This window comes from Streptomyces sp. NPDC045846, from assembly GCF_056431605.1.
The window spans coordinates 45,242-63,641 of sequence record NZ_JBWKKJ010000018.1 but is presented as its reverse complement, the minus strand read 5'-3'; the positions used below and the strand labels follow the sequence as shown (position 1 = coordinate 63,641).

At 71.5% G+C, this 18,400-nt stretch carries 16 protein-coding genes; 7 read left to right on the top strand and 9 right to left on the bottom strand.

What is annotated here, in order from left to right; genetic code table 11:
- The first annotated feature begins 31 nt into the window (after nt 1-31).
- On the top strand, nt 32-1,660 hold the full coding sequence (groL, locus tag AC07F3_RS36000) for a chaperonin GroEL (RefSeq protein ID WP_479118942.1): 1,629 nt from the start codon (nt 32-34) through the stop codon (nt 1,658-1,660).
- Nucleotides 1,661-1,756: 96 nt separating this feature from the next.
- On the opposite strand, the gene AC07F3_RS35995 is transcribed toward groL, so the two are convergent.
- The 6 genes from AC07F3_RS35995 to AC07F3_RS35970 all read right to left on the bottom strand — a co-directional run bounded on the left by AC07F3_RS35995 (nt 1,757) and on the right by AC07F3_RS35970 (nt 8,268).
- The gene (locus AC07F3_RS35995) at nt 1,757-2,452 is read right to left on the bottom strand and encodes an ester cyclase (protein ID WP_479118941.1); all 696 of its coding nucleotides are present in this window, start codon (nt 2,450-2,452) and stop codon (nt 1,757-1,759) included.
- Nucleotides 2,453-2,529: 77 nt separating this feature from the next.
- Nucleotides 2,530-3,558, bottom strand: coding sequence for a hydroxyacid dehydrogenase (locus AC07F3_RS35990; RefSeq protein ID WP_479118939.1), 1,029 nt, complete (start codon nt 3,556-3,558; stop codon nt 2,530-2,532).
- A gap of 59 nt (nt 3,559-3,617) precedes the next feature.
- Nucleotides 3,618-4,559, bottom strand: coding sequence for a carbohydrate ABC transporter permease (locus AC07F3_RS35985; protein ID WP_479118937.1), 942 nt, complete (start codon nt 4,557-4,559; stop codon nt 3,618-3,620).
- Nucleotides 4,556-5,518 (bottom strand): carbohydrate ABC transporter permease, encoded by a 963-nt coding sequence (locus AC07F3_RS35980; protein WP_479118935.1) that lies wholly within the window; start codon nt 5,516-5,518, stop codon nt 4,556-4,558. Before AC07F3_RS35980 ends, AC07F3_RS35985 begins: the two co-directional genes overlap by 4 nt.
- Nucleotides 5,519-5,619: 101 nt before the next feature.
- A complete protein-coding gene (locus AC07F3_RS35975; RefSeq protein ID WP_479118933.1) occupies nt 5,620-6,948 on the bottom strand; it encodes an ABC transporter substrate-binding protein in 1,329 nt (442 codons plus the stop codon).
- Between the two features lie 177 nt (nt 6,949-7,125).
- Complete coding sequence (locus tag AC07F3_RS35970; RefSeq protein WP_479118931.1) at nt 7,126-8,268, bottom strand: substrate-binding domain-containing protein; 1,143 nt, start codon at nt 8,266-8,268, stop codon at nt 7,126-7,128.
- A 312-nt stretch (nt 8,269-8,580) separates the two neighbouring features.
- Between AC07F3_RS35970 and AC07F3_RS35965 the strand changes: the two genes are divergently transcribed.
- Nucleotides 8,581-10,440 carry a DUF2264 domain-containing protein gene (locus tag AC07F3_RS35965; protein WP_479118930.1) on the top strand — a complete coding sequence of 620 codons (1,860 nt, stop codon included), beginning with the start codon at nt 8,581-8,583 and terminating at the stop codon, nt 10,438-10,440.
- 95 nt (nt 10,441-10,535) lie between these two features.
- On the opposite strand, the gene AC07F3_RS35960 is transcribed toward AC07F3_RS35965, so the two are convergent.
- Together AC07F3_RS35960 and AC07F3_RS35955 are read right to left on the bottom strand one after the other, a co-directional pair.
- Nucleotides 10,536-11,309: an SDR family NAD(P)-dependent oxidoreductase gene (locus AC07F3_RS35960; protein ID WP_479118928.1), complete on the bottom strand. Its 774-nt coding sequence runs from the start codon at nt 11,307-11,309 to the stop codon at nt 10,536-10,538.
- Between the two features lie 169 nt (nt 11,310-11,478).
- Nucleotides 11,479-12,147 carry an MOSC domain-containing protein gene (locus tag AC07F3_RS35955; RefSeq protein WP_479118926.1) on the bottom strand — a complete coding sequence of 223 codons (669 nt, stop codon included), beginning with the start codon at nt 12,145-12,147 and terminating at the stop codon, nt 11,479-11,481.
- A gap of 80 nt (nt 12,148-12,227) precedes the next feature.
- Between AC07F3_RS35955 and AC07F3_RS35950 the strand changes: the two genes are divergently transcribed.
- Complete coding sequence (locus AC07F3_RS35950; RefSeq protein WP_479118924.1) at nt 12,228-13,121, top strand: LysR family transcriptional regulator; 894 nt, start codon at nt 12,228-12,230, stop codon at nt 13,119-13,121.
- 103 nt (nt 13,122-13,224) lie between these two features.
- Here the strand turns inward: AC07F3_RS35950 and AC07F3_RS35945 are convergent, their stop codons facing one another.
- On the bottom strand, nt 13,225-13,545 hold the full coding sequence (locus AC07F3_RS35945; RefSeq protein WP_114037141.1) for a WhiB family transcriptional regulator: 321 nt from the start codon (nt 13,543-13,545) through the stop codon (nt 13,225-13,227).
- 427 nt (nt 13,546-13,972) lie between these two features.
- Between AC07F3_RS35945 and AC07F3_RS35940 the strand changes: the two genes are divergently transcribed.
- From AC07F3_RS35940 to AC07F3_RS35925, 4 genes are all read left to right on the top strand, one after another.
- Nucleotides 13,973-14,584: a response regulator transcription factor gene (locus AC07F3_RS35940; RefSeq protein ID WP_003948568.1), complete on the top strand. Its 612-nt coding sequence runs from the start codon at nt 13,973-13,975 to the stop codon at nt 14,582-14,584.
- Between the two features lie 254 nt (nt 14,585-14,838).
- Nucleotides 14,839-15,423, top strand: coding sequence for a sigma-70 family RNA polymerase sigma factor (locus AC07F3_RS35935; protein ID WP_479118923.1), 585 nt, complete (start codon nt 14,839-14,841; stop codon nt 15,421-15,423).
- A 153-nt stretch (nt 15,424-15,576) separates the two neighbouring features.
- Complete coding sequence (gene guaB / locus AC07F3_RS35930; RefSeq protein WP_479118922.1) at nt 15,577-17,082, top strand: IMP dehydrogenase; 1,506 nt, start codon at nt 15,577-15,579, stop codon at nt 17,080-17,082.
- 107 nt (nt 17,083-17,189) lie between these two features.
- Entirely contained in the window at nt 17,190-18,314 is a 1,125-nt protein-coding gene (locus AC07F3_RS35925) for a GuaB3 family IMP dehydrogenase-related protein (RefSeq protein ID WP_114037138.1), read from the top strand.
- Nucleotides 18,315-18,400: the final 86 nt, after the last annotated feature.

Below are 18,400 nucleotides of genomic sequence, written 5' to 3'. Positions count from 1 at the left end.
CCCGAGTTTTCGAGAGGGCTGAACCGCTCCCATGGCGAAGATCCTGAAGTTCGACGAGGACGCCCGTCGCGCCCTTGAGCGCGGCGTCAACAAGCTTGCCGACACCGTCAAGGTGACGATCGGCCCCAAGGGCCGCAACGTCGTCATCGACAAGAAGTTCGGCGCCCCCACCATCACCAACGACGGTGTCACCATCGCGCGCGAGGTCGAGCTCGACGACCCGTACGAGAACCTGGGCGCCCAGCTCGTCAAGGAGGTGGCGACCAAGACCAACGACATCGCGGGTGACGGCACCACCACCGCGACCGTGCTGGCCCAGGCGCTGGTCCGCGAGGGTCTGCGCAACGTCGCCGCCGGTGCTTCCCCGGCCGCCCTGAAGAAGGGCATCGACGCCGCGGTCAAGGCCGTCTCCGACGAGCTCCTCGCGACCGCCCGTCCCATCGAGGACAAGACCGACATCGCCGCCGTCGCCGCGCTGTCCGCCCAGGACAAGCAGATCGGCGAGCTCATCGCCGAGGCCATGGACAAGGTCGGCAAGGACGGTGTCATCACCGTCGAGGAGTCCAACACCTTCGGTGTGGAGCTGGAGTTCACCGAGGGCATGGCCTTCGACAAGGGCTACCTCTCGCACTACATGGTCACCGACCAGGAGCGTATGGAGGCCGTCCTCGACGACCCGTACATCCTGATCAACCAGGGCAAGATCTCCTCGATCCAGGACCTGCTGCCGCTCCTGGAGAAGGTCATCCAGGCCGGCGCCTCCAAGCCGCTCCTGATCATCGCCGAGGACGTCGAGGGCGAGGCGCTCTCCACCCTGGTCGTCAACAAGATCCGCGGCACGTTCAACGCCGTGGCCGTCAAGGCCCCGGGCTTCGGCGACCGCCGCAAGGCCATGCTCCAGGACATCGCCACCCTCACCGGTGCGACCGTCATCGCCGAAGAGGTCGGCCTCAAGCTGGACCAGGCCGGTCTCGAGGTGCTCGGCACCGCGCGCCGCGTCACCATCACCAAGGACGACACCACGATCGTCGACGGCGGCGGCAACAGCGCCGACGTCGAGGGCCGCGTCAACCAGATCAAGGCCGAGATCGAGGCCACGGACTCCGACTGGGACCGCGAGAAGCTCCAGGAGCGCCTCGCGAAGCTGGCCGGCGGCGTGTGCGTGATCAAGGTCGGTGCCGCCACCGAGGTCGAGCTCAAGGAGCGCAAGCACCGTCTGGAGGACGCCATCTCCGCGACCCGCGCCGCGGTCGAGGAGGGCATCGTCTCCGGTGGTGGCTCCGCCCTGGTGCACGCCGCCAAGGTCCTGGAGGGCAACCTCGACAAGTCCGGCGACGAGGCCACCGGTGTCGCGGTCGTCCGCCGCGCCGTCGTCGAGCCGCTGCGCTGGATCGCCGAGAACGCCGGTCTCGAGGGCTACGTCATCACCTCCAAGGTGAGCGAGCTGGACAAGGGCTTCGGCTTCAACGCCGCCACCGGCGAGTACGGCGACCTGGTCAAGGCCGGCGTCATCGACCCGGTCAAGGTCACCCGCTCCGCCCTGGAGAACGCCGCCTCCATCGCCTCCCTGCTGCTCACGACCGAGACCCTGGTCGTCGAGAAGCCGGCCGAGGAGGAGGCCGAGGCCGGTCACGGCCACGGTCACGGCCACTCCCACTGACGTCGTACGCCGTCAGGCCCGCACCACGTGCGAAGGCCCCCGCTCCCGCCATCGGCGGGGCGGGGGCCTTCCCCGTTGCGGGAGGGGCCCGGCCGCTCAGCCCCCCAGGCCCAGCTGCCTCATCAGCTTCAGGGCGTCGTAGTGCCACCAGCCTTCCTGGATCCTGTCGTTCCGGAACCGGAAGATCGTGGTGCCGGTCATGCTGACCCGCCGGCCGGTGGCCGGGACACCCCGGAAGTCACCGGTGTGGGTGCCGTTCAGGGTCCACAGCGTCACCACGTCGTCGCCCTCGCAGATCTGCCGGTCGAGTTCGAAGGCGAAGTCGAAGGCCGACCGCCATCCGGCGACGTCGCGGCGGATCCCGTCGGAGCCGACGACCGTGTCCTGCTCCTTGAGGATGTCGTGGTCGGCGTAGTCGTCCGCGAACACCTCACCGATGGCGTCGAGGTTGCCTCCCGAGGCGATCTCGTGGAAGAACCGGCGGGCGGTTGAAGCGTTCAACTGGTCGTTGCGCACCACATCGAGGTCCGTGAAGGTGGGCATGCCGTCGCAGAGCGCCACCATCTCCGCGAAGATCCGGTTGGTCTCGGGGAGGTCGGAGTTCGCCATCGCCTCCTCGTACGAGGGGAATTCGATGATCTCCACATAGTGGGAGGCGTTGGAGCGGTCCTTGCCCACCACGCTGTGGGAGGCGGTCCGCCTGCCCTGGGTCTGTGCGACCCACTGGTCCATGAGCCGGTCCACGTCTCTGAACCGCTCGGTCCTGAAGTCGATCACCTGCGTGAATGTCATGGCTCCTCCCGGCTGGCTCGGGGCGGGACACCTCCATTTTAGTGAGCTTTGCCCGCTTTATTCCGAGGGGGGACGGCTCATGCCGAGTGGTGCAGCGCCGCCGGAAGCACGGGGTGCGCGAACGGCACCCCGGCCGCGAACCGCTCCACCTCGTCCAGCGCCTGGTCCGCCATGCGGTGCAGCTCGTTGCCGAGCGAGCCCGCGATGTGCGGGGTGAGCAGCACGTTGGGCAGGTCGTACAACGGGCTCTCGCGGGGCGGGAGTTCGGGGTCGGTCACGTCGAGCACGGCGTTCAGGCGGCCCGAGAGCAGCTCGGCGAGCAGGGCGGGCTCGTCCACCAGGGAGCCGCGCGCGGTGTTGATCAGGGTGGCGCCCGTCGGCATCAGGGCCAGCTGGCGCGCGCCGATCATGCGGTACGTCTCGGGCAGCTGCGGCGCGTGCACGGAGACGATTCCCGCGCGGGCGCACAGATCGTCCAGGGGCACGGACGCGACGCCGAGCGTGGCGGCCTCGGCGGCGCTCATGTACGGGTCGTACAGCAGGACCTCGAAGTCGAAGGGGCGCAGCAGCTCGATCACCCGGCGTCCGACGCGGGAGGCGCCGACCAGGCCGACGGTGCGCCGGTAGTTGCCGGTGCGGTCGCCCTCGCCCAGCCACTCGGGGGCGGTGCGCAGCTCGGCGTAGCGCTGCGCGGAGCCCAGCACGTCCTTGCCCGCGAACAGGATCGCGGCCAGCGTGTACTCGGCGACCGGCAGGGCGTTGGCGGCGGCGGCCGAGGTCACCGCGATGCCGCGTTCCCAGCAGGCGTCGGTGACGTGGTGCTTGACGGAGCCCGCGGCGTGGACCACGGCGCGCAGCTTCGGGGCCGCGGCCAGGACGTCCGCGGTCAGCGGGGGAGCGCCCCAGCAGGTGAGCAGGACCTCGGCCTCGGCGAGGGCGGCGGCCACCGGTGGGGTGGGGCGGGCGAGGTCGTGGGCGACCAGGTGCGGGTCCGTGCGGGCGAGGGCGGCGAGCCGGGTGCGGTGGCGCTCGGCCAGGAGGCGGTCCGCGATGCCGGGACCCATCGCGAGCAGCAGAGCGGGCCGGTTGTCAGTGGTGTGGTGCATGGTGGGACGCGGGCTCCTCACGAGGCGCTGGGCCGGGGGTAACGGGGTGTCCGGGCCGGTCATTTGACGCTGCCTGCGGCGAGCCCGGCCTTCCAGTGCCGCTGGAGGGAGACGAAGGCGACGATCAGGGGGACGACGGCGAGGAGCGAGCCGGTGACGACGAGAGGGTAGTAGCCCGGCTCGGCATGGGTGTTGCTGTTCCAGGCGTACAGGCCGAGGCTCAGCGGGAAGAGCTTCTGGTCGCTGAGCATGACCAGGGGGAGGAAGAAGTTGTTCCAGATCGCGGTGAACTGGAAGAGGAAGACGGTCACGAAGCCCGGCATCACCATGCGCAGACCGATCGACCAGAAGGTGCGCAGCTCGCCCGCCCCGTCGATACGGGCGGCCTCCAGGGCCTCGTCGGGGATGTAGCTCGCGCTGAACACCCGGGACAGATAGACCCCGAACGGATTGACCAGAACGGGGATGAGCACCGACCAGTACGTGTTGACCAGGCCGACCTTGCTCGCCAGGAGATACATCGGCAGGGCGAGCGCCGTGGTCGGCACGAGCACGCCGAGCAGCACGACGCCGAACAGCTTCTCCTTGCCCCGGAAGGCGTACTTGTCGAAGGCGTACCCCGCGGCGACGCTGACCAGCGCGCAGACGGCGGCGCCGCCGCCCGCGTACAGAAGGGAGTTGAGGTACCAGCGGAAGTAGACGCCGTCGTTGTACGAGGCGAGCTGCGACAGGTTGTGGCCCAGGTCGAAGCCCTTGAAGGAGAAGGCCTCGCCGGACAGCAGGCCGCCGGTGTCCTTGGTGGCGGCCGTGACCAGCCAGACCAGGGGGAACAGCGTGTAGAGGACGGACAGCAGCAGCGCGCCGTTGACGGCGGTCCTGGACAGCCAGCGGCTGGGCGCCCGGCGGGCCGCTCCGGTACGCGACGGACCGGCGGGCGCGGTGTGCCCGGCGCCACCCGGCGCGGTGGAGGTCGCTGCTTCGGTGGCGGTGGGGGAGGTCATGCCGTGGCCCCCTTCCGGTTGGTGAGGCGGGTGACGACGAAGGAGAGCAGGGCGGCGGCGAGCGCGAGGAGTACGGCCGAGGCGGCGGCGAGGCCGTAGTCGTTGCGGTTGAACGCGGCGGTGTAGGCGTACATGTTGGGCGTCCAGGTGGTGGTGACCGTGGAGCTGCCGCCCTGGTTGAGGATCAGCGGTTCGGTGAAGAGCTGGAGCGAGCCGATGACGGTGAAGAGCGCCACCATCGTCAACGAGGCCCGGATCAGCGGGAGTTTGATGCCGAACGCGGTGCGCCACTCACCGGCGCCGTCCATGGTGGCCGCCTCCAGGACGGAGCGGTCGATGGCCTGGAGCGCCGCGTAGAAGATGACCATGTTGTAGCCGAGCCATTCCCACAGCGCGATGTTGACGACGGAGGGGAGCGTGCCGCCGGAGGAGAAGAAGTCGAAGCCGATGCCGCCGGAGTTCAGGGCCTTCACGACGGGGCTGAGGCCCGGGGTGTAGAGGTAGACCCACACGAGGGCCGCGATGATGCCGGGCACGGCGTGCGGCAGGAACAGCGCCAACTGGAAGAAGCGGCGGGCGCGGGCCAGCGCCGAGTCGAGCAGCAGCGCGAGCGCGAGGGCGCCGCCGACCATCAGCGGGATGTAGACGACGCAGTAGCCGGCCAGCACCCAGAAGCCCTCCCGGAAGGCCCGGTCGCTCAGCGCCGCCGTGTAGTTGTCGAGCCCGCTGAACACGGACGTGGCGCCGCCGAAGCCGAGCCCCGACTGCTTCTCGGTGAACAGGCTCAGCCAGAGCGCGTACCCGATCGGCACCACCGTCACGGCCGTGAACAGGACGAAGAACGGGGTGAGGAGCACCCCCGCCGCGGCGCCGGTACGGGCCCGGGCTCCGCGGGGTGCCCGGTGGGCCGGTCCGGGCGGCCCGGCGCGTCCGGCCGCCGGGCCGTCGCCGTCGGTCACGGCCGCATGGTCACCGCCCGCGCCGCCGGGGGGCCGTGCGCCGGGGGCCGTGCCTCCTGGTCCGGTGGGTCCCGGGGGACGCCGCTTCGTCCTCATGGTGGTCAGCCCTCGACCTTCAGGCCGCGCTTCTTCAGCTCGGTCACCGTGGCGTCATGGGCGGCCCGGATGGCGTCCGTGATCTTCACGGAGCCGCCGGCGACCTTGCCGAGCTGGTCCTTGAGCGTGGTGTTGGTGGTGCCCATGCTCGGGCCCCAGCCCCAGTTGGCGTTGATCGAGGCGCCCGCGGCGTCGAAGAGCTGGTAGATGTCCTGGCCGGTGTAGAAGCTCGCGTCGAAGGCCTTCTTGGCGGCGGGGCGCAGCGCGATGTCGGCGGGGAAGGCGCTCGACGTACCGGACTTGATGCGTGCGTCGACGCCCGCCTCGGTGGTCGACATCCAGGTGGCGAACTCGACGGCCGCCGCGGTCTTCGAACTGCCCTTGGTCACGGCCCAGGTGGAGCCGCCGAGCATGCCGCTGGCCGGCTTGCCGTCCCAGCTGGGCACGGGGGCGACGGCCCACTTGCCGCTCTGGTCGGGCACGGTGCCCTTGAGGACGCCCGCGGCCCACGAGGCGCCGAGGTAGCCGACGGTGGAGCCGTCCTTGAGGGAGGCCGTCCACTCGGGGCTGAAGGAGACCGCGTTCTGGACGAGCTTGTCGTCGATCAGGCCCTGCCAGTAGTCGGCCACCTTGTTGGTGGCGGCGTCGGCGGTGTTGAGCTTCCAGGTGTCGCCGTCGGCCTTGAACCACTGGGCGCCGGCCTGCCAGGCCATCGCCTCGAAGGTGGTGGGGTCGTCGGGGAAGAAGGTGCCGATGCGGGCCTTGGGGTCGGCGGCCTTGGCCTTCTGGGCGGCCGCCTTGAACTCGGCCCAGGTCCTGGGCACTTCGATCTTGTTCTTCTCGAAGAAGTCCTTGCGGTAGAAGTACGCCTGGGGTGCGGCGTCGAAGGGGATCGCCCAGTTCTTGCCGCCGAGCGTGGTCTGCTGGACCGACTGCGGCAGGAACCGCTTCTTCACGTCGTCGGTGACGTACTTGCTGATGTCCTGGAACGAGCCCTGGCTGACGAACTCCGGGAGCATCGGGTACTCGACGGTGACGAGGTCGGGGGCGTTGCCGGCCTTCACCGCGTTGGAGATCTTGGCGTAGCCGCCGGCGTTGCCGGAGGGTATCTGCTCGAACTTCACCCGGATGTTCTTGTGGGAGGCGTTGAAGGCGTCCACCACGTCCTTGGAGCCCTTCTGCCAGGCCCAGAACGTGAGGGTGACGGGCTTGTCGGCGGTGCCCTTGCCCGCGTCGCCCGACGTGCCGCCCCCGCCACCGCAGGCCGTGAGCACGGCGAGAGCGGTGGCGGTGCCGACGAGGGCGGAGGTCGATCTGGTCCAACTGCGGCTCACGGAACGGCTCCTGAACGTGAGGGGACGAGGCGATGGCCGCGATCCTTGGCCCAGCGCTGACCGAAGTCAAGAGCGAAAGTTCGATTGATCGAAAAAAGATCAGAGAAAGTGTGAACGGTCGCCGGGGCTTCCCGATGGGCGGACCGGTCGCCGCCCGCCCGGGAACACCGGCGCGGCTCAGGCCCGGGCGGCCACCGAACCCCGCACGGTGTCGGACGGCGCCCCGCACGAGGCCCGTACGCGCAGCCGCGGCAGCAGGTCGACATGGCGCCGCGGCGCCGCCTCGCCGCCGCCCGCGCCCCCGGCGCGCAGCCGCTCGATCAACAGCTCGGCGGCGTACCGCCCGACCTCGTGCTTGGGCGGCGCGACCGCGGTGAGCGGGATGTCCGCGAGCGCCGCCACCTCGTCGTCGTACGCGACGAGCGCCAGGTCGTCCGGCACCCGCACGCCGAGTTCGGCCAGGCGCTGCACGATCCGGATCGCGTCCACGTCGTTGTGCACGAGCGCCGCGGAGGCCTGCCCGGCCAGCACCGCGGCGCGCAGCGCCCGCACGGCCCGCTCGAACCCGGCCGGGTCCGCCTCGGCCGAGACCGAACCGATCGCGGGGAGCGGCGGCTCCAGGCCGAGGGCGTCGAGCGCGTACCGGTATCCGGCGCGCACCGCGATCGCGGTGGGGCTGTCGGCGCGGGCCACGAGCAGCGGCGTCGCTTGCCCGAGTCCGAGCAGATGGCGCACCGCGAGGAGCACGCCGTGGCTGTGGTCGGAGCAGACCCGGTCCAGGTCGTCCAGCTCCCGGCCGGGCGCCCCGCGCCGCTCCAGGAGCACGGTCGGCACCGGCAGCCCGGCGATCCAGGCTCCGTGCTCGACCGGGTCGTCGGGCTCCTTCCAGCCCGGCGCGATCAGCAGCCCCTCGGCCCCGGCCGCGAGCAGCCCGGCCGCCCGGCCCGCGTCCTCCTGCGGCCGGTAGTCCGAGATCCGCAGGATCAGGCGCGCCCCCGCGGCGGCGGCCGCCTCGTGCGCACCCCTGATGACCTCGGCGAAGTAGTACGTGGCGTTCGGCGCCAGCATGCCGATGACGAGCTCGCGGGCGTCGGCGCCCTGGGACGGACCGGGCCGCGCGGCGCCCTCCCCGGCACCCGGCCAGGACACCGAACCGTGCACCCGGTCCAGGCGCCCCTCGTTCGCCAGGAGCTCCACGTCCCGGCGCACGGTGACCGGTGAGACGCCCAACTGCGCGGCGAGCTCCGAGACCCGGGCCGAGCCGCGCCCGCGCACCAGCCCCAGCAGTCGGTCATGACGTTCAGCAGCGCTTTCCCGCACGGCGGCAGCCCCTTCGCGATGTGGTGGCCCGGTGGGCCACGACCCTAATGCACCGTGATCGAACGACGAGAGTTTCGATCATTCGGTCCGATCCATTGACGTTCGATCAAGCAGAGCTTTAAGTTCCCAGGGATTTCCCGGACCGAGCGGGCCCCGACCACGACGGTCTCTGCACTGGCGAAGCCACCCGGCACGAGCCGCGCCGTTCGGGGCGGGGCGCGCGGAACTCCGGGCGGCTCCGACGGGACCCCGCTCCGGTCCGGCCGGGTTCCGGCGGGCGCCGCCCTCCGCCGCCGTCCTCAGGGGAGCATCATGCCCAGCGCGTCCGAGAACCGTGAGCTCAGCCCGTACACCGGCTGGACCCGCGAGCACTGGGAGCGGTCGGCGGACGACCTCCTGCTGGCCGTGCGGCCGCACGCCTCGCCCGGCCTGGGCCTGATCAACCTCCCCGGCGCCCGGCCCAGTTGGTCGGGGCCGCGCTCGGACGGTCTCGAAGGCTATGCCCGCACCTTGCTGCTCGCCGCCCTTCGCGTGGCCGGAGCCGGGGGCGAGGACCCGCACGGCCACCTCGACCGGTACGCCGAGGGGCTCGCGGCAGGCACCCAACGGCCCGTCGCCACGGCCGAGTTGAGCCCGGCGTCTCCCGACGCCTGGCCGCTGACCACCCGGGTGCGGCAGGCGATCGTCGAGGCGGCCTCCGTCGCCCTCGGCCTGCGCCTCACCCGCCCCTGGCTGTGGGACAAGCTCGACGATCGCACCCGTCGGCGGACCGTCGACTGGCTGCTGCCCGCCCTCGGCCCGTCGCCGGTCGACAACAACTGGTGGCTGTTCGGCCTCACCGTCGCCGGGTTCCTCCAGGACGTGGGCATCGAGACCGACCGCGCCGCCGCCACCATCGAGCGCGCCCTGGAACGCGTCGACCAGTGGTACCTCGGCGACGGCTGGTACAGCGACGGCCCCCACCGCGCCTTCGACCACTACAACGCCTGGGCCCTCCACTTCTATCCCGTGCTGCACGCCCACCTCGGCGGCGACCGGGAACTCCTGGACCGTTACGGCCCCCGGCTGCACGCCCAACTCGACGCCCACGCCCGCCTGTTCGGGGCCGACGGCGCCCCGATGCCGTACGGCCGCTCGCTGACCTACCGCTTCGCCGCCGCGGCCGCGCCCTGGCTCGGCGCGCTCACCGGCCACACCCCGCTCAGCCCGGGCGCCACCCGCCGCCTTGCCTCGGGCACCCTGAAGTACTTCCTGGACCGCCCCGAGGGCCGGGGCGCGACCGACGCCGCCGGGCTGCTCACCCTGGGCTGGCACGGGCCGTACCCGCCGGCGGTCCAGCACTACTCGGGCCCGGCCTCCCCTTACTGGGCGGCCAAGGGCTACCTCGGCCTGCTGCTGCCGCCCGGGCACCCCGTATGGACGGACGTCGAGGAGCCGCTGCCCGCCGAGACCGAGGACGCCGCCGTGCCCCTCGGCCCGCCCAACCTGCTGGTCCAGTCGACGGCCGCGGACGGCCTGGTCCGCCTCCACAACCACGGCAGCGACCACCACATCGACGGCGGCGCGGACGAGGACCCCTGGTACTCCCGCTTCGCCTACTCGACCGGCACCGGGCCCACCTTCGACGGGGTGCCCGACAACCACTTCGGGCCGCTCGTCGAGGGGCGGGCCACCACCAGGGGCCCCGCCGTCCCGCTCGGCAGCGGCCCCGGCTGGGCGGCCTCCGTGTCCGAGCCCCGGCCGGGCCCGCCCGGCGTGCGGATCGTCTCGGTCACCCTGGCGCACGGCCGTGCCGAACTCCGCGCGCACCTCGTCACTGGCGCCGCCCCCGGCACCCCCGTGCGCCAGACCGGCTGGGCCGCCACGCCGGGCCGCACCGCCCAGCTGCACCCCGTGCACGGCTACCCGGCGAAAGCCCGCCAACTGCCGGGCGGATCAACCCTGTTCGGCGCGGACTCGGCCGTCCTCGCGCTGCACGGAGCGACCGGTACGGACCCTTCGCTCTTCGTCGCGCTCGCCTCCCTCACCGCGCAGCCGGACCCGGGCCCGCTCCACACCCTCGCCGACGTACGGGTCACCGGCCACACCGTCCGGGTGACCTGGCGGGACGGAACCACCCGCCGACTCGTGCTCGACTCCGCGTCCCCGTCCGTCCGTACGGAGGACGGGTGAGACCACGCCGCTCCGTCGCGACCCTCATGTCCCCGGCGCGGAGGTGACTCGTCCCGCACCCGGGCGGACGCGGCGCGGACGCGGGCTCAAGCGGCTCACTTCGGGCCGTACTTGCGGCCCGTCCTGGAGGTGATCCCGCCGAGCAGACCGCGCGGCGCCAGCTTCACCGCGCCCATCAGCGCCTTGTAGCGCGGGTCGGGGATGGACAGCGACTTGCCGCGCGCGAGGTCGGTCAGCGCGGCCGCCACGAGCTTGTCGGCGTCCAGCCACAGCCAGCCCGGAATGTTGTCGGTGCCCATGCCGGCCCGCTGGTGGAACTCGGTCCGCACGAACCCGGGGCACAGCGCCATCAGGCGCACCCCCGACCCCGCGAGGTCACGGGCCGCGCCCTGGGTGAACTGCACGACCCACGCCTTGGACGCGCCGTAGGTGCCGCGCGGTACGAACGCGGCGACCGAGGCCACGTTGACGACCCCGCCGCGCCCGCGCTCGCGCATCGTCGCGGTCGCCGCCGAGGTGAGGCGCAGCACCGCCTCGACGTGCACCTTGATCATGGTCAGCTCGTCCGCCATCGACACTTCGAGATAGCGGCCCTTGTTGCCGAACCCCGCGTTGTTGACCAGGAGGTCGACCGGCTGCCTCGGCTGCGAGAGCCGCGCCTCGACCGCGGCGATCCCGTCCTCCGTGGACAGGTCGGCGGTCAGCACCTCGGCCTCGATGCCGTGCCGGTCGTGCAGCTCGGTGGCCTGCTCGCTCAGCCGCTTGGCGTCCCGGGCCACCAGCACCAGATCGTGCCCGTCGGCCGCGAGGCGCCGCGCGAACGCGGCGCCGATGCCCGCCGTCGCTCCCGTAATCAGTGCAGTCGTCATAGGCGCACGTTAATGCCCCCGGTGGCCGCCCGGTGACCGCCCCCGTCCGGCCGTGCGACCCGCCCCGACCACCATGAACCGACCCAAGAACGACAGTCCTTCGGGGACTTGTCAGGGTCTTGTCGGGAGCTTGTGCAGATCCTCGGGAGAAGCGTCCCGGAACCGGCACCTAAGCGCCCTGCCGGGCCAGGTACTTCCGTACGGCTTCCCGCGCCTCGGGGTCCAGGGCGTCGCCCGCGGCCAGGGTGCGCGGCAGCAGGGTCCGCTCGGTCGTGATGGCCCGGAACCAGAAGGCCACCGACACTTCGTGATCCGGCCGTTCGATCACCTCGACGGCGTCGCCCGCACGGATCTCGCCCGGTTCGATCACGCGCAGGTACGCTCCCGGGACGGCCGCCCGGGTGAACCGCCGGACCCAGCCCTTCTGGTCGAGCCAGCCGCCGAACGTGCGGCAGGGGATGCGTCCGGAGGCGACTTCGAGGACCACGTCCCGGCCTATCCGCCAGCGCTCGCCGATCCGGGCGCCGTTCACGTCGACCCCGTACGTCGTGAGGTTCTCGCCGAACGCGCCGTTGGGCAGCTCGCGGCCGAGCTCCCGCGCCCAGACGTCCAGGTCCTCGCGGGCGTAGGCGTAGACCGCCTGGTGGTCGCCGCCGTGGTGGCGCAGGTCGCACACGTCGTCGCCCTCCACGCCGCTGGCGCCCACGCCCTTGGGGCCCGGGGCGAAGACGCGGACCGCGCCGGTCACCGGCCGCTTGTCGATGCCGGTGACGCCGCCCTCGGCGTCGGTGTAGTCGACGGCCTTCGCGCGGCCCAGGTTCACAGACAGAAGCTCCATGGGCGCAAGCTAACCGAGGCGGACTCAAAGTGGCGACCGAATTTTAGCTCCGCTCTCCAAGATTCGCTTATGATTGGAAAATGATCGAGGCCCGTCATCTCCGCGTCCTGCGCGCCGTCGCCGCCACCGGCTCCTTCTCGGCGGCGGCCCGCGAGCTGGGCTGCACCCAGCCCGCCGTCAGCCAGCAGATGAAGGCCCTCGAATCGTCCGCGGGCACCCCGCTGCTGATCCGCACCGGCCGCGAGATGCGCCTGACCCAGGCCGGCGAGGTGCTGGTCCGGCACGCCGCGGGCATCCTCGCCGGGCTGACCGCCGCGGAGGAGGAGGTCGCCGCCATCGCGGGACTGCGGGCCGGCCGGGTGCGCCTGGTCTCCTTCCCGAGCGGCTCCTCCACGCTCGTGCCGACCGCGCTCGCCGCCCTGCGCGCCGCCCACCCCGGCACCCGGGTCTCGCTGGTGGAGGCCGAGCCGCCGCGCTCGGTGGAGATGCTGCGCGAGGGCGACTGCGACATCGCGCTGGCCTTCCGTTACGGCTCGAACGCCACCGAGTGGGACGACCTGGTGGTGCGCCCGCTGCTCGTCGACCGCCTGGTCGGCCTGGTGTCCGAGGGGCACCCGCTGGCCGAGGCGGGCACCGTCGCCATCAGGGACCTCGCCGACGAGCCGTGGATCGCGGGCTGCCCGCGCTGCCGGCGCCAACTGGTGGAGGTCTGCGAGGAGTCCGGGTTCACCCCGCGCATCGACTTCGCGACCGATGACTACCCGGCGGTGATCGGCCTGGTGGGCGCGGGGCTCGGGGTCGCGGTGCTGCCGGAGCTCGCGATCGAGTCCGTACGGCCCAAGGGTGCGCGCACGGTCACGGTCGAGCCCGCCGTCGAGCGCGAGATCGTCGCGCTCACCCTGCCCGACCTGGCGCAGGTCCCGGCCGTCGCGGCCACCCTGGATCAGCTCGCCAGGGCCGCCGCGCGCGACTGAGGGAACGCGCGACCGAGAGAACGCGGCCCGACGAGGCTCTGTCGGCGGGGCTGGGCCAAACGGGGCAGGAACGTTTCTTCTGATCCGGTCCGACCGACGTCGCTCAGGAAGGGCCCCCGGCGGGGGCGGCGGCCGTCACCAGACGGTTGCGCGCCCTGCCCATGAGCTCTTCGCGCTCGTCCTCGGTGAGGCCGCCCCACACGCCGTAGGGCTCCCGGACCGCCAGGGCGTGAGCCGCGCACTGCGCACGCACCGGGCAGCGCATGCACACCTCTTTCGCCGAACTCTCGCGCGCGCTCCGTGCCGCGCCGCGCTCGCCCTCCGGGTGGAAGAAGAGCGAGCTGTCGACCCCACGGCAGGCCGCGAGGAGCTGCCAGTCCCACAGATCGGCGTTCGGTCCGGGAAGGCGGGAGAAATCTGCCATTGCTCTTGTCCCCTTGAAACCGTGCTGAGGCGGATGGGCGGGCCGGTACAGGACGGGTGCGCGCGGAGGCTCATCCGAAACGTAGGTACCGACGAAGGTACATCTCCTGTGTAAGTAGATGTAAATATGACTCATTGGGAATCTAGCCGCAGACACCAGCAAAAGGGAAGAAAAGCCGCTAAATGGGGCATAGTCCAGAAAGTTGGACCGGCGGCCGGTGAGACTCTCCTGTGTGTGCGCTTCCTCACGTAGAGTGCCGAACGTGCCCGCCGGACCCGTAACTCTTTCGAGTGACCGTCGTTGAGAGTGCGGAGGCGATTGAAAGAACAAGCGCTCGGGCAGGTGTCCGAGAGCGTCAATCGCACAGGTGACACATGTACCCAGCCTGGAGGCTCAAGGTGACGCGCATCAGCTGCGGAGGGCGGCCATGACATCAGTCCTCGTCTGCGACGACTCCCCGCTTGCCCGCGAGGCGCTCCGCCGCGCGGTTGCGACCGTGCCCGGCGTCGAGCGTGTGACGACGGCGGCCAACGGCGAGGAAGTCCTCCGCCGCTGGGGTGCCGACCGCTCGGACCTGATTCTGATGGACGTACGCATGCCCGGTCTGGGCGGTGTGGAGACCGTCCGTCGGCTGCTGTCCGCCGATCCGGGCGCCCGGATCATCATGCTCACGGTCGCCGAGGATCTCGACGGGGTCGCGCTCGCGGTCGCCGCCGGGGCCCGCGGCTACCTGCACAAGGACGCCTCGCGCGCCGAGCTGCGCGCGACCGTCACCCAGGCGCTCGCCGACCCGACCTGGCGGCTCGCGCCGCGCAGGCTGCGCTCGGCCGAGATGGGTGCGGCGCCGACGCTCACCGCGCGTGAGATCCAGGTGCTCGAAGGCATGAGCCACGGCCGCTCCAACGCCGAGATCGGCCGCGAGCTGTTCCTCTCCGAGGACACGGTCAAGACGCATGCCCGACGGCTGTTCAAGAAGCTCGGCGCCTCGGACCGGGCGCACGCCGTCGCGCTCGGTTTCCGCTGGGGCCTGGTGCGCTGACGGCAGGTGCGACAGCCGGTCGGAGCCCCGTCCGCTCGCGGGCGGACGGGCCCGGTCGCCCCGCGAACGGCAGCAGTAGGTGTTGCTTCCGCCGCGATGCCGCATCCTTGTAGGTGTGGAGTTCCTCGGGGACAGGTCGGTCGAGCGGGAGGGGGGTGCAGGGGATGAGTTCCGGCGCACCCGCTCATAACGCTTCGGTGCACAACTACGGACGCGGTGCCGCGGACGGGGCGGCGCCGGGGCACCATGGATCGATGCGCGACGACGAGGCTTCGGCCCACGGGGTCATCGGTGCACTCGTCCACCGTGCTGTCGACGGCGACGAGCAGGCGACGCACGATCTGCTCGCGCATGTCCACCCGCTCGCGCTGCGCTACTGCCGCACCCGGCTCAACCGGCTGCCGGGTGATGCTCGCCACTTCGTCGAGGACCTCGCGCAGGAGGTCTGCGTCGCCGTTCTGATGGCGCTGCCGCGCTACCGCGACACCGGGCGCCCCTTCGAGGCCTTCGTCTTCGCCATCGCCTCGCACAAGGTCGCCGACCTCCAGCGCGCGGCGATGCGCCACCCCGGTTCGACCGCCGTGCCGTCCGACGAGATGCCGGAGCGGCCCGACGACTCGCTCGGCCCCGAGGAGCGCGCGCTGCTCAGCAGCGACGCGGAATGGGCCAAGAAGCTGCTCGCCAACCTTCCCGAGAACCAGCGCGAGCTCCTGGTTTTGCGGGTCGCCGTCGGCCTCACCGCCGAGGAGACCGGCCAGATGCTCGGCATGTCGCCGGGCGCGGTCCGGGTCGCCCAGCACCGCGCCCTGAGCAGGCTGCGGGCCCTCGCCGAGCAGTAGGCGCGGCCCCGGGCAGGTGACGGGTGTGCCGATCCCGCGCGGCCCACGTGCGAACGTACAAAGAATCGCGATGATCTTGCTCGTGGAATGAGACACCCGAACAGCCCGTTAGCATGGACATCCGCACCGATCAAGGCCATTGGGGAAGGTGTCATGACTGCAAACGTCGACGGAGTGCCCGAGAAGTTCGCGACGCTCGGGCTGACATACGACGACGTGCTGCTGCTGCCGGGCGCGTCCGACATGGCGCCCGACCAGATCGACACCTCCTCGTACCTCTCCAAGAACGTCAAGGTGAACGTCCCGCTGCTGTCGGCGGCCATGGACAAGGTCACCGAGGCGCGCATGGCCATCGCCATGGCCCGTCAGGGCGGCGCCGGTGTGCTGCACCGCAACCTCTCCATCGAGGACCAGGCCAACCAGGTCGACCTGGTGAAGCGCTCCGAGTCCGGCATGGTCACCGACCCGATCACGGTGCACCCGGACGCGACGCTGCGCGAGGCCGACGAGCTGTGCGCCAAGTTCCGCATCAGCGGCGTCCCGGTCACCGACTCGGCGGGCAAGCTGCTCGGCATCGTCACCAACCGCGACATGGCCTTCGAGTCGGACCGCAGCCGCCAGGTGCGCGAGGTCATGACGCCGATGCCGCTGGTCACCGGCAAGGTCGGCATCTCCGGCGTGGACGCCATGGAGCTGCTGCGCCGCCACAAGATCGAGAAGCTGCCGCTGGTCGACGACCAGGGCATCCTCAAGGGCCTCATCACGGTCAAGGACTTCGTCAAGGCCGAGAAGTACCCCAACGCCGCCAAGGACAAGGACGGCCGGCTGCTCGTCGGCGCGGCCGTCGGTGTCGCGGGCGACGCCTACGAGCGCGCCCAGGCGCTGATCGCCGCCGGTGTCGACTTCATCGTGGTCGACACCGCGCACGGCCACTCCCGCCTGGTCGGCGACATGGTCGCCAAGATCAAGTCGAACTCGTCGGGCGTCGACCTCATCGGCGGCAACATCGCCACCCGCGACGGCGCCCAGGCGCTCATCGACTCGGGCGTCGACGGCATCAAGGTCGGTGTCGGCCCCGGCTCCATCTGCACCACCCGTGTGGTCGCCGGCATCGGCGTCCCGCAGGTCACCGCGATCTACGAGGCCTCGCTCGCCGCCAAGGCCGCGGGCGTCCCGGTCATCGGCGACGGCGGCCTGCAGTACTCCGGCGACATCGCCAAGGCCCTGGTCGCGGGCGCCGACACGGTGATGCTCGGCTCGCTGCTCGCGGGCTGCGAGGAGTCCCCGGGCGAGCTGCTCTTCATCAACGGCAAGCAGTTCAAGTCGTACCGCGGCATGGGCTCGCTCGGCGCGATGCAGTCCCGCGGCGAGCAGCGTTCGTTCTCCAAGGACCGGTACTTCCAGGAGACCGTGTCCACCGACGACAAGCTGATCCCCGAGGGCATCGAGGGCCAGGTGCCCTACCGCGGCCCGCTCTCGGCGGTCGTCCACCAGCTCGTCGGCGGTCTGCGCCAGTCGATGTTCTACGTCGGCGGCCGCACCGTCCCGGAGCTCCAGCAGAACGGCAAGTTCGTCCGGATCACCTCGGCGGGCCTCAAGGAGAGCCACCCGCACGACATCCAGATGACCGTCGAGGCGCCGAACTACAGCAGGAAGTAAGTCCGCAGCACCCGACGAGGGGCGGCCCCGGAGTTCCCGGGGCCGCCCCTCGCTCGTATGTCGGGGATACTGGAGCATGCAGACGTAGAGGGAAAGGCCCACACAACGTGACTGAGATCGAGATCGGGCGCGGCAAGCGCGGCCGCAGGGCGTACGCGTTCGACGACATCGCCATCGTCCCGAGCCGGCGCACCCGGGACCCGAAGGAGGTCTCGATCGCCTGGCAGATCGACGCCTACCGTTTCGAGCTGCCCTTCCTGGCCGCCCCCATGGACTCCGTGGTCTCGCCGCAGACGGCGATCCGCATCGGCGAGCTCGGCGGCCTCGGCGTGCTGAACCTCGAGGGTCTGTGGACCCGGTACGAGGACCCGCAGCCGCTGCTCGACGAGATCGCCCAGCTGGACGAGGCCACCGCGAGCCGCCGCCTCCAGGAGATCTACGCGGCGCCGATCAAGGAGGAGCTGATCGGGCAGCGCATCAAGGAGGTGCGCGACTCCGGTGTGGTCACCGCCGCCGCGCTCTCCCCGCAGCGCACCGCCCAGTTCTCCAAGGCGGTCGTGGACGCGGGGGTCGACATCTTCGTCATCCGCGGCACCACCGTCTCGGCCGAGCACGTCTCGGGCGCCGCGGAGCCGCTGAACCTGAAGCAGTTCATCTACGAGCTGGACGTCCCGGTCATCGTCGGCGGCTGCGCCACGTACACCGCCGCCCTGCACCTGATGCGCACCGGCGCGGCCGGCGTCCTGGTGGGCTTCGGCGGCGGCGCCGCGCACACCACGCGCAACGTGCTCGGCATCCAGGTCCCGATGGCCACCGCCGTCGCCGATGTGGCCGCGGCCCGCCGCGACTACATGGACGAGTCCGGCGGCCGCTACGTGCACGTCATCGCGGACGGCGGCGTGGGCTGGTCCGGCGACATCCCGAAGGCCGTCGCCTGCGGCGCCGACGCGGTGATGATGGGCTCCCCGCTGGCCCGCGCCACGGACGCGCCCGGCAAGGGCCACCACTGGGGCATGGAGGCCGTCCACGAGGACGTGCCGCGCGGCAAGCTCGTCGACCTGGGCATCGTCGGCACCACCGAGGAGATCCTCACCGGTCCCTCGCACACCCCGGACGGTTCGATGAACCTGTTCGGCGCCCTGCGCCGCTCGATGGCGACGACCGGCTACAGCGAGCTCAAGGAGTTCCAGCGGGTCGAGGTCACGGTGGCGGACGCCCAGCACAAGCGCTGAGGTTCGCGCCGCGTCCCGCCCGCACAGGGTCGGGGGCGCGCAGATGAGGAAGGGCCCGTACCGCGACGAGCGGTACGGGCCCTTCC